The sequence below is a fragment of the Chamaesiphon sp. GL140_3_metabinner_50 genome (assembly GCF_025361915.1).
Lineage (GTDB): Bacteria > Cyanobacteriota > Cyanobacteriia > Cyanobacteriales > Chamaesiphonaceae > Chamaesiphon.
This window is the reverse complement of sequence record NZ_JANYJC010000023.1, coordinates 1-10,823: the sequence shown is the minus strand read 5'-3', so window position 1 is coordinate 10,823 and position 10,823 is coordinate 1. Positions and strand designations below refer to the sequence as shown.

Genomic DNA, 10,823 nt, shown 5'->3' with positions numbered 1-10,823 from the left:
AGTGATGGTGCTCTATTTCGTGACGACCAATTTACCTTTGTTAACAGCCTAGATTTATTCCGTTATTCGGCAGATAGTACGGCTGCTAACGCGATCGATTGGACGGCGGATGCACGCGATAAATACTTGTCATTCGATCGTGGAGTGAGTAGCATTGGTGCTTTAGCTACAGGAGTCAGGTTTGGCGACGGGCAACAAGCAAGTCACTGGAAAGATAGTCCTAACGACAGAACAATTACTGAATTGGGAATTATGAATCCAACTTTTTCTTTTGGTCAACTGGGAGTAATTACTGAAAACGATCTGCGCGGATTCGATGTTATTGGTTGGAATCGTACGAGTGCGACTGCAACTGAAGTGCCCGAACCTTCTAATGTTGTCGGTACGTTAATGTTTGCTAGTTTTGGAGTCAAAATGGTACTCAAACGCCGCAAAAAATTATCTGAGTTAAACGTTAAATCTGTCTAAAGTTTCGACGATCGACAGTAACTGCGTGCAAAAAGAGCGATCGTCAATTGGCGATCGCTTTTTTGTGTGATTCAAAAGATGAGATTTATGAGATCTCGATCGCTTTGGATGTGTGACCTCGATCGCCAGATCGATCGATCTAGATAACTAACTATAAAAATTCGGTTTTTTAGCGTTGTGATAAGTATTTGTACGGTGGTAAATTATTGTTTCTATACCGATAATTGATTCAAATACCACCCCGATAAATACGATTAATGAAGACTTCTTTAGTGACACTACAACAGGCGGCGATCGTTACAGGCATGGCATTGAGTGGCATTGGAGTCAGCTCGGCTGTTTCGCCTGCAAATGCTCTAACATTTAACTTCACTCCAGCGGCTGGCACATCACAACTAGCCATCGATGGGTTTAGATCGGCGGGTGCGCTGTGGTCTTCAGTATTTACAGATAATGTCACTGTCAACGTCAATATCAATTTTACCGCCCTCGGCGCGGGTGTTTTGGGTTCGACGAGTTCTACCAACCAAGCATTTTCTTATAGCCAGGTTTACAATGCCCTGAGAAACGACAGAACTTCTGCTGATGATAATCTTGCAGTTAATAGTTTATCGACAAAACCGACTTTTAACATGTTATTGAACCGCACGGCAAATAGTCCGAAAGGGGCTGGTAGTGCAACTCCATTTTTAGATAACGATGGGGATGCCAATAACCAGACAATTCGGATGACAAGTGCTAACGCCAAGGCTCTAGGTTTAGTCGCAGGAAATAACACCAGTGCGGATGCTTCTATTTCGTTTAGCAATCGATTTTCGTGGGATTTCAATCGGAATGATGGCATTACGGCTGGAGCATTTGACTTTGTCGGCATCGCCGCTCATGAAATCGGTCACTCATTAGGTTTTATTAGTGGTGTCGATATTTTAGATGGTAATAGTTCTGGTACTTTTTATAATGACAACCAATTTACTTTTGTCAGCCCATTAGATCTATTCCGTTATTCTACTGATAGTAAGAATGTAGGTGCGATCGATTGGACGGCTGATGCGCGCGATAAATATTTTTCTCTCGATGGTGGCGTTACTAAAATTGCTTCGTTTTCAACTGGAGAAACCAAAGGCGATGGTAGTCAGGCTAGTCACTGGAAAGATAATTTAGGTTTGGGAATTATGGATCCCACTAGCGCACCGGGCGAACTATTACAAATTACCGAAAACGACAAACGCGCATTCGATGTAATTGGTTGGAATCGCTCTGCTAGCCGTAGTATTCTTGGTAGTGTAACTAATAAGGCGATTGCGACCGAAAGCAATGGTCTCATTGCAGGTGCGGCGCGGGCTGAAGTCGATGTCACTAGCGTACCAGAACCCTCAAATTTTGTCGGTACATTTATCTGTGTTGCTTTTGGTGCCAAAATTGTCCTCAAGCGCAGACAGAAGTTGAATGAATTGACATCAAAAGTAGATTCAGAGCAGGTTTAACACCGCATTGAGACGATACTGAATTTAATGATTTATGGTAGGGGTAATTTATAAATTACCCCTACTTTTTAATGACATTTACGCTCGCGATTTAGTAACATCTAAATCGATCGGATCTTTATGTCATTATTTGGGCTAAAATAATCAAATTGCCTCAATCAATTTTAATGTTTATCGCTTGATTGAGATCGAATGCATCCAGAAGTTTGTAGCATCGATCGAAAAAAATTCACACATCTACAGCTACAATCATGAAAATTCATGTTGCGAACATCGATTCGGCAAAGCCGTTTGCACAGCGTCTGCCTTCGCAGAGGTTCCGCCAACGATCTTCTATTGTAATCGCGGCGACATTAGGCGCGGTGATGGCTAGTTCGGCTTTCATGCCAGCTAATGCTTTAACTTTTAATTTTACGCCTGCGGCTGGCACATCACAACTGGCGATCGATGGGTTTAATACAGCCGGATCGTTATGGTCTGCGGTATTAAAAGATAATGTTACTGTTAATGTTAATATTAATTTTACAAGTTTAAGTGCGGGAACCTTGGGTGAGACGAGTTCTGCTACTCGGTCTTTTGGATACGATCGGGTTTATAATGCGCTAACTAACGATCGAACTTCAGCAGACGATAATACTGCTGTTAATAGTTTATCGAAAGGCTCGACATTTAATTTATTACTAAATCGCACTGCTAACAACCCAAATGGATCGGGTAGTGCCACCCCATATTTAGACAGTAATGGCGATGCAAATAACAAAACGATAAATCTAACTACTGCCAATGCCAAAGCTCTAGGATTGGCAGAAAATGGGAGTAGTGCTGATGCCTCGATCGCTTTTAGCAACTTGTTTACCTGGGATTTCGATCGCAATAATGGCATTACCACTGGGGCTTATGATTTTGTCGGCATTGCCGCGCACGAAATCGGGCACGCATTAGGATTTACCAGTGGTGTCGATATTTTAGATGGTAATAGTTCTGGCACTTTTTATAATGACAACCAATTTCCATATGTCAGTCCATTAGATCTATTTCGTTATTCTAGTGATAGTAAGAATGCTAATGCGATCGATTGGACTGCGGATAAGCGATCGAAATACTTCTCTATTGATGGCGGTGCGACTAAAATTGCCGAGTTTTCGACCGGGGACATTTTTGGAGATGGTCGTCAAAACGGACATTGGAAAGATAATTTAGGACTGGGAATTCTCGATCCGACAATTTCACCGGGCGAACTATTAGCTATTAGTGAAAACGATAAACGAGCGTTGGATGTTATTGGTTGGAATCGGGTAGTTAGTAATGCGATCGCAAGTAACAGTGTGACTTCTACTGACAGTACGAGCGCGAATATCGCTCGTGCGGATGTAGATCCGACTAGTGTGCCCGAACCTGCTAATTTACTGGGGACATTTATCTTTACGGTGGTTGGGATTAAGATAGTGCTAAAACGCCGACAGCTTCTACTACACTCAGCCCAAACCGTCGCGATCGAAGAAGTCTAAGTTAATATATCCCCGACTTCTTAGAGAAGTCGGGGATATGGTTTTACAGCGAGATCGAGGCTCTATTTAGAATTGCTCCGAACCTGCTGCTGGCGGTGCGGCGGTACCACCGAGTTGATTCAGGAAGAGATTTTGGGCACTATCGTTTTGGTAAATACAGTTAATTTGTGGCGATGATTCCAGCGCACCCGTAAATCCAAACGTGTTCATTTTCTGCTTACATTCGCGCACCCGATCGCCATTAATCAGCTTCCGCTGTTCTAAAATCGACCAGTTATTCGTTCGCATTACGCAGCCAGGAGTCATTTTCGGCTGGGATACATAGACTTTAAACGGACTGAGCGTGACGAATAATCGCGCATCCATCACCATCGCACTGGCACCATAATTAACGCATAATTCGGGGTTGGGTGCAGCTCGATCGATAAAATCGGGAGAGGCGACGCTTTGCGGATCGAGGGTGGCTGTAGAGCTAAACGCTACGCCAATCCCAATCCCGACGATCGAAACTGCTGATGCTACGGCGATTTTTGCCCAATCAAAGATAGATTTGCCCTGCTCCCTTTTCCCTGAGGGAGCGGCGTTTTTATTCGGGGGGAACCCCCGAATAAAAAAACGACAAGAGAGAAGGGCTGGGGATGAGGGCTGTTAACCTACGCACAAAAAGTGGGATGTTCCCTCTGTGAGGCTGTTAACGACAGAATGCGGGTTACAAAAGTTTTAGTTTTAAAACCACGAGCAGCGATCTCAATTTTCACGAGCAGCATTGCGGCTCGGTTAACTCATTGGTGGAGCCTTCCCTTCAGAAAATCGTCGATTTGCAACGTATTCGTGTGCTAAAATTATCGCTTTCCTGCTTGAATATATAGTTTGAGGTTCGATCGCATGAGTGGCTTAACAGGTCGGGATTTACTGAGCATGACAGATCTAAGTACTCAAGAGACGCTCGCGCTGTTGCAACTTGCCACCGATCTCAAACAAGGTAAAATTAAGCCAGTTTGTCAAAAAACTTTAGGGCTGCTATTCTACAAAGCTTCGACTCGGACGCGGGTGAGCTTTTTTGCCGCGATGAGCCAGCTAGGCGGGCAAGTAATCGATCTAAACATCGGCGCGATGCAAATCGGTCGTGGGGAGCCATTAGCGGACACAGCCAGGGTTTTAGACCGATATTTAGATGTACTGGCAATTCGGACTTTCGAGCAAGCAGATGTCGAAACTTTTGCTAAATATGCCCGGATGCCGATTATTAATGCGCTGACAGATTTAGAGCATCCTTGTCAGGTATTAGCAGATTTACAGACAATTCAGGAATGTTTCGGACAGTTGGCGGGGTTAAAGCTGGCTTATTTGGGCGACGGAAATAATATGGCGCATTCGCTAATGCTCGGCTGTGCGACTGTAGGAATGGATATCGCGATCGCTTGCCCTGCTAATTTTACCCCAGATCCGCAGCTAGTCGATCGCGCCAAATCGATCGCGGCAATTAATGGCACGCAAGTTATTGTAACTCGATCGCCCCAAGAGGCTGTCAGTCAGGCGCATGTCGTCTACACCGATGTTTGGGCGAGTATGGGGCAAGAAACCGAATCCGATGCCCGGATGCCCGTATTTCAGCCCTATCAAGTCAATCAGGAACTATTAACCCTCGCCGATCCTAACTCGATCGTGTTGCATTGTCTTCCCGCCCATCGCGGCGAAGAAATTACCAACGATGTACTCGAAGGCACCCGTTCTCGCGTCTGGGATCAGGCAGAGAATCGGATGCACGCTCAAAAGGCCTTATTAGTCAGCGTTTTGGGTGGTGTTTAGGCTGAATCGCGAGTTTGGAGATCGGACGGAGAATCGGATGTACGCTCAGAAGTGAGTAGTTAATTTGATGCTCTACATCCCCGACTTCTTGAAGAAGTCGGGGATGTGTACCTCACCAACCTGAAAAGTGCTGTACATAACCCATTTAAGATCTTTTCAGGAGGACTCGAACGACAGATATTGGTGGGGGAGGGCAGATTTGGTTGGAGCTGCCAGTCAAGACAACGACAAGACAGAAGATCTCAAATGGGTTCTATAAGACTACGCTGGCTTTGCCATCACTATCCGATGAAGCTCGGCTTCATGTTGCTGAAAAAATAACCAAGAAAGTGGGAAAAAAGTCATGTAGCGATTAAAAATTTCTAGTCCGACTAATTCCAATGCTTGCGCTTGATTTGCCACCAGCCGCTCGTACCAGGCACGCAAAGTGGGTCGATAGTCATGAATCGAGTCATGTGTAATTTTGAATCCCGCTCGCTCTGCTGCTGCGATATGGGTATGGTGCATCACCAACAAAGAGCCAGGAAAAAATAACTGAATCGTCACCATTGAAGTTGGATAGGCTTCGCGAACGAGAGAGAAAAATTGATGAACTGCAAGTCCGCCAGGAACGAGCGCGTCATAGGTTTTTTGATATAGTTGCTCTAGTTCGTTTGGTCTGACATGTTCTAACGATCCGATCGATAATATCCGATCGTAAGCAGCAGGTTTAAAATCGTGAGTGATAAAGTCTGTCAAAGAAACATTGAGGTCTAATTGTTCGCACGCGTAGATTTTCTGCTCTTTGGATAAGGTGAATCCAGTTAACTCACCTCGATGTCCGGTATCTTGCAAAAACCGCAACATTGCACCCCAGCCACATCCCAAATCTAAGATTTTTTCATCCCCATCTAGCTTCAGCAAGGACAGTAGATATTGAGCCTTATTTGTTTGCGCCTGCTCTAAAGTTTCGGTATCGTTTTTAAATTCTGCACAAGTGTAAAATCGATATTTTGAATCTAGAAATAGGGCGTAAAAGTCGTTTGAGATATCGTAATGAGCTTCAATTCCTTGCGAATGGTCGCTGTCGAGCATCTCATTCAAATAGGCGACCCGCAACGATTTAGGTGGATAAGCTCTCGATAACAACTGGAGTAGCGCAGATTTTGGCTCAGTCCAAAGCTGCCAATTCTTTTCGGCATCTAGAGGTAATGGCGCATGAATGCGATCGTTGGCGATCGCATATAGTAAACCTCGCGCGCTCAGATCTACAGCAAACCGCGATGCGTTCATATTTATTTTTCCTGACTTGGATTGAGATTGGCGAACCGATCTTTTGCCTTGATTTAACTCTCGGCAGCCCAATAGCTAAAGCTGTTAGAAAAATATTACTTTTTTCAGATAATGTACTGACATTTTATCATGTCCACTTGCACGATCGTCCTAAATTTCGATTACCGTAACTTATTGTAATTGAGCTTTGTTAATCGCTAGCCCATGCGAGAGCCTCTTTAAACGTAAACCCAGAAATCTCATCAACAATTCCGACTTCTACCACCGCTTGGAAAACGATCGAACATTGAAGATTGGTAATGTTATCTCGATCGATGCCCCAAGTCTGAAAAAATAGCGATAGAGTTTTAGTTTTATCGTCTCCAGATTTATTTCCACCAATAATCAAACAGCGCGGCTGTTTGGATGTTTCTGGATATTCAATTAAGGTAAATACATCACTAATTTCTTTTTCCCAAACAGGTTGGTTTTGCATATTTTAATTTAAACTTGCTTGTTTAAAAATCGATCGATTTTTAAGATCTCCTACTCGTAACGAATTCCGGCATCTGTCAGTCGTTGCATTGCTTCGCCTAACCTGTCGAGATCGGCAATCAAACTGATTCTTACATATCCTTCACCGCCAATTCCAAAGGCATTTCCCGGCGTAAATACGACCCCGGTTTTCTGCATTACCATCAATGCAAAGTCGGTAGAATTCCAACCCGCAGGGCAGGGAATCCACAGATACATCGTAGCTTTGGTAGGTTTGATGTTCCAGCCCAATTTCGATAGTCCTGCGATGATAAAATCGCGCCGTTCGCGGTAGCGATTTTGGACTTGAGTGACATATTCATCAGGAAGTTCTAGAGCCGTTTGTGCTGCTGTCTGGATGGCAGCAAAAATTCCGTAATCGAGGTTGGTTTTAAGCGTGCGGAGTCCTTGAACGATCTGAGCGTTCCCCACGACAAACCCGACGCGCCAGCCCGCCATATTATAGGTTTTAGAGAGGGTGTGGAACTCGACACCGATTTCCTTAGCACCGGGGATTTCTAGGAGGCTGGTGGGCTTGTAGCCATCGAAGGCGAGTTCGGCGTAGCAAAGATCGTGGACTAGTAGAATCTGATATTCGCGGGCAAAGGCGACGACATCTTCAAAGAAGGCACGCGAGGCGGTGGCTCCGGTGGGGTTGCTGGGATAGTTAAAGAACAGAATTTTGGCTTTACGCGCCACATCTACCGGAATATCGTTGAGATCGATCTCCCAATCATTCTCGGCTTTGAGGATAATATTATGAATTTTAGCACCCGCGATCGCTGGCCCCCGAAAGTGGACGGGATAAGCGGGACTGGGGACTAATACGGTATCGCCAGGATTGATATAAGCGAGGGCGAGATGTCCCAAGCCTTCTTTAGAACCGAGCAGGGGCAAAGCTTCACTATTCGGGTCGAGCGTCACACCATAGCGACGATAATACCATTTGGCGATCGCCCCCCGAAAATTGGCAGTACCTTCAAATGGCGGATAACCATGATTGGTGGCTTCATCCAGAGCCGCCTTCGCTGCCGCAATCACGGGTGCTGGCGCGGCACCATCAGGGTTACCCATGCCCAAGTCGATCAAATCTACACCCTGGCTGCGAGCGTGAGCTTTGAGTTCGTCTAACCGAGCAAATACATATTGGGGTAAGGATTTGAGGCGTTCGGCAGGGCTAATCCAGTCTAAGCTCATTGTCTATAAATTAGTAAGGCAGTTCAATCGTGGGCGTACTTTAACTTCGCCTAGTAACCCAAGTTGCTAGTTATCAGTTTTTAGTGGGATGGGTGTTAGGTTTTAGCTATTAGGTTTTGCGGATCGGATCGCGCGGAGGTTCCCTCTCGCCAGAGTGTTTCACCAAGCAAGGTTCGATCCCATCGCTAATACCCAATACCCAATCCCTAATCCCCAAATATTTAACCTTAGCATAACTAGCAACTTGCGTTAGTACCAGCAACATCTCTAAATCGAGCATCTTCACTAAGTGCCTGCATTTAGAAGATCGGGTTCGGTCGCCAAGTGTGGGCTACGCCCAATTGCTAATACACTATAAAGCTTTTTCGCGATCGATGGTTGAGATGGAGTGGTAAAAGTCGATAGAATAGATAGTACTAGAACTCTACCCGCTTAAAAGCTACAGAATCGATCGAGCTTAACTACTTACTTACCCGCTCCAAGCTAGTAAATATCTAGCTCTAAGCAACGATGATATCGACGGCAACTTTATTGTTGTTCGATCGTCTTGACCCTATATCTCTCCTAACTGCTCGATCGTACATTACCATGTCCAAGTTCTCGATTATTGCGCTGATTGGTGTTGGCACGATCGCCACCGCATTTGTATATCCCCAAGTTCCCGCAGATGCTAGGCTTAGAAAACCCAAGGCTTGTGTCGATCCGCTCCCAATTGCCCAGCGAGTCGAGTTGAAGCTCAAAGCTGATAAAAAAGAGATGGAAAATGACAAACCTGTCTTTAAACCGATCGCCGAAAAATCGTCGGTAAAGCCTGGAGATATTATTAAATATACAGTAATTGCCAAGAACAACGGTCGTTGCCCGCTCAAAAATTTAATCTTAAAACAACCGATTCCACGCGGAACTAATTACCTAAAAGATTCGGCTTCGACGATCGATGGTGCGGAATTATTGTTTAGTATCGACGGTGGTAAAACCTTTTCAGCGCAGCCCAAAATTGGCACAGAACCAGCACCGCCGAGTGCTTATAACTACCTCCGCTGGAAATTTAGCGGTTGGATGTCTACTAAAAAAGAATTTCAGACTAGTTATAAACTTCAGGTGAAGTAAGATCCTATTTTTACTATCTCGATCGAAATTGGCTCGATTCGAGTCCGATCGAAATAGCATCCCAAAACCGAGCAATAGTTTAATATCAATGGACTTTATAATTTCGCTTAATGGATCGTGAATAGTTGTAGTGAAATTGTCATTTACACGTATCGCAACCGAGAACGATTTGCCAATTGGTAAGCGGTGGTAATTTATCCAACTAGAAGCACAGCGCAATCTCGCGCTGACATTGTGTGGGAATTCTTAGAAAGCAGACGAGTTCAGCGGATGTATTTGGATGAGCTGGGAGCAGTAGCAAATTTACCAGTAGGCTTGGGCTTGATGGTATTGACTACGCTGGAGGGGGAAAAGGCTACGTCTGGAGCTAGGGGGTTAATCCAACGGGCACAAGGCAGTCGGGATACGATCGATTTAGTCTCAACGATAATCGTTTAAACTGATAAAATCTTGGCTATTGCCTATACTCATCGCCAAACTCCCACACCCTAATTCATGACCCACTCCAACGAAGATGCTACCCGCGTGCGGGTTTTAAGTGAAGCCTTGCCCTACATCCAAAAATTCGCCGGACGCACCGTAGTGGTCAAATACGGTGGTGCAGCGATGAAAGATAGCACCCTTAAAGATCGGGTGATTCGGGATTTGATTTTTATGTCCTGCGTGGGCATCAGACCGATTTTAGTACATGGTGGCGGGCCAGAAATTAATAGCTGGCTGGAAAAAATCGGCATCGAGCCACAATTTAAAGATGGGTTGCGGGTGACTGATGCGGCGACGATGGATGTTGTGGAAATGGTCTTAGTCGGACGCGTTAATAAAGAAATTGTCTCGCTCATCAATCAATCTGGTGGTAATGGCATCGGCTTGTGCGGCAAGGATGGTAACCTAATCGTGGCACGTCCCGACGGTCGGGAAGGGATTGGTTTTGTAGGGGAAGTTAGCAGTGTGAATGTCGATATTCTCAATACTTTGATTAAAAGCGGCTATATTCCAGTCGTCTCTAGTGTCGCTGCCGACGAAAACGGACAGGCTTATAATATTAATGCAGATACAGTTGCTGGCGAAATTGCCGCCGCACTAGGAGCCGAAAAATTAATTTTATTAACCGATACTCCCGGCTTGATGCGCGATTTTAAAGATCCGACTACCCTAATTCGGCAATTAGATATTCCGGGCGCGCGGGCTTTAATTGAAGATGGTACCGTCAGCGGGGGGATGATTCCCAAGCTGACTTGTTGCGTTCGCTCTCTGGCTCAAGGTGTCAGAGCTGCACATATTATCGATGGCAGGTTACCACACTCGCTGCTACTCGAAATTTTTACCGATACTGGGACTGGCTCGATGATTGTTTCTTCAGGGGCTAACTCGTAAGTTGTCAGCACTAAAATTTAGAGTAGCAGCGAGTGTGGTAACCTGCCATCGATAATATGTGCAGCTCTGACACCTTGAGCCAGAGAGC

The 10,823-nt window shown here is 45.2% G+C and carries 12 protein-coding genes; 7 read left to right on the top strand and 5 right to left on the bottom strand.

The window, feature by feature from the left end:
- From Q0R35_RS01075 to Q0R35_RS01065, 3 genes are all read left to right on the top strand, one after another.
- Positions 1–468 (top strand): NF038122 family metalloprotease (locus tag Q0R35_RS01075; RefSeq protein ID WP_295613595.1); only part of this gene is annotated, 468 nt, incomplete at its 5' end.
- A gap of 257 nt (positions 469–725) precedes the next feature.
- Entirely contained in the window at positions 726–1,952 is a 1,227-nt protein-coding gene (locus Q0R35_RS01070; RefSeq protein ID WP_295613593.1) for an NF038122 family metalloprotease, read from the top strand.
- A 251-nt stretch (positions 1,953–2,203) separates the two neighbouring features.
- On the top strand, positions 2,204–3,460 hold the full coding sequence (locus tag Q0R35_RS01065; RefSeq protein ID WP_295613591.1) for an NF038122 family metalloprotease: 1,257 nt from the start codon (positions 2,204–2,206) through the stop codon (positions 3,458–3,460).
- Between the two features lie 66 nt (positions 3,461–3,526).
- Here Q0R35_RS01065 and Q0R35_RS01060 read toward each other — a convergent pair whose 3' ends face one another.
- Positions 3,527–4,006, bottom strand: a complete 480-nt coding sequence (locus Q0R35_RS01060; protein ID WP_366944794.1) for a DUF3172 domain-containing protein — start codon at positions 4,004–4,006, stop codon at positions 3,527–3,529.
- Between the two features lie 339 nt (positions 4,007–4,345).
- Here Q0R35_RS01060 and argF point away from each other — a divergent pair, with 339 nt between their 5' ends.
- The gene (argF, locus tag Q0R35_RS01055) at positions 4,346–5,269 is read left to right on the top strand and encodes an ornithine carbamoyltransferase (protein ID WP_295613589.1); all 924 of its coding nucleotides are present in this window, start codon (positions 4,346–4,348) and stop codon (positions 5,267–5,269) included.
- A 261-nt stretch (positions 5,270–5,530) separates the two neighbouring features.
- On the opposite strand, the gene Q0R35_RS01050 is transcribed toward argF, so the two are convergent.
- From Q0R35_RS01050 to Q0R35_RS01035, 4 genes are all read right to left on the bottom strand, one after another.
- A complete protein-coding gene (locus tag Q0R35_RS01050; protein WP_295613587.1) occupies positions 5,531–6,541 on the bottom strand; it encodes a class I SAM-dependent methyltransferase in 1,011 nt (336 codons plus the stop codon).
- Positions 6,542–6,731: 190 nt separating this feature from the next.
- Positions 6,732–7,016 carry a hypothetical protein gene (locus tag Q0R35_RS01045; protein WP_295613585.1) on the bottom strand — a complete coding sequence of 95 codons (285 nt, stop codon included), beginning with the start codon at positions 7,014–7,016 and terminating at the stop codon, positions 6,732–6,734.
- A 50-nt stretch (positions 7,017–7,066) separates the two neighbouring features.
- Positions 7,067–8,251, bottom strand: coding sequence for an aspartate aminotransferase (locus tag Q0R35_RS01040; RefSeq protein WP_295613583.1), 1,185 nt, complete (start codon positions 8,249–8,251; stop codon positions 7,067–7,069).
- 109 nt (positions 8,252–8,360) lie between these two features.
- A complete protein-coding gene (locus tag Q0R35_RS01035; RefSeq protein WP_295613581.1) occupies positions 8,361–8,531 on the bottom strand; it encodes a hypothetical protein in 171 nt (56 codons plus the stop codon).
- Between the two features lie 308 nt (positions 8,532–8,839).
- Here Q0R35_RS01035 and Q0R35_RS01030 point away from each other — a divergent pair, with 308 nt between their 5' ends.
- From Q0R35_RS01030 to argB, 3 genes are all read left to right on the top strand, one after another.
- Positions 8,840–9,361, top strand: a complete 522-nt coding sequence (locus Q0R35_RS01030; protein WP_295613579.1) for a hypothetical protein — start codon at positions 8,840–8,842, stop codon at positions 9,359–9,361.
- A gap of 186 nt (positions 9,362–9,547) precedes the next feature.
- Positions 9,548–9,799 carry a DUF2887 domain-containing protein gene (locus tag Q0R35_RS01025; RefSeq protein ID WP_295613577.1) on the top strand — a complete coding sequence of 84 codons (252 nt, stop codon included), beginning with the start codon at positions 9,548–9,550 and terminating at the stop codon, positions 9,797–9,799.
- 57 nt (positions 9,800–9,856) lie between these two features.
- Positions 9,857–10,735: an acetylglutamate kinase gene (argB, locus tag Q0R35_RS01020; protein WP_295613575.1), complete on the top strand. Its 879-nt coding sequence runs from the start codon at positions 9,857–9,859 to the stop codon at positions 10,733–10,735.
- The last annotated feature ends 88 nt before the right edge of the window (positions 10,736–10,823 follow it).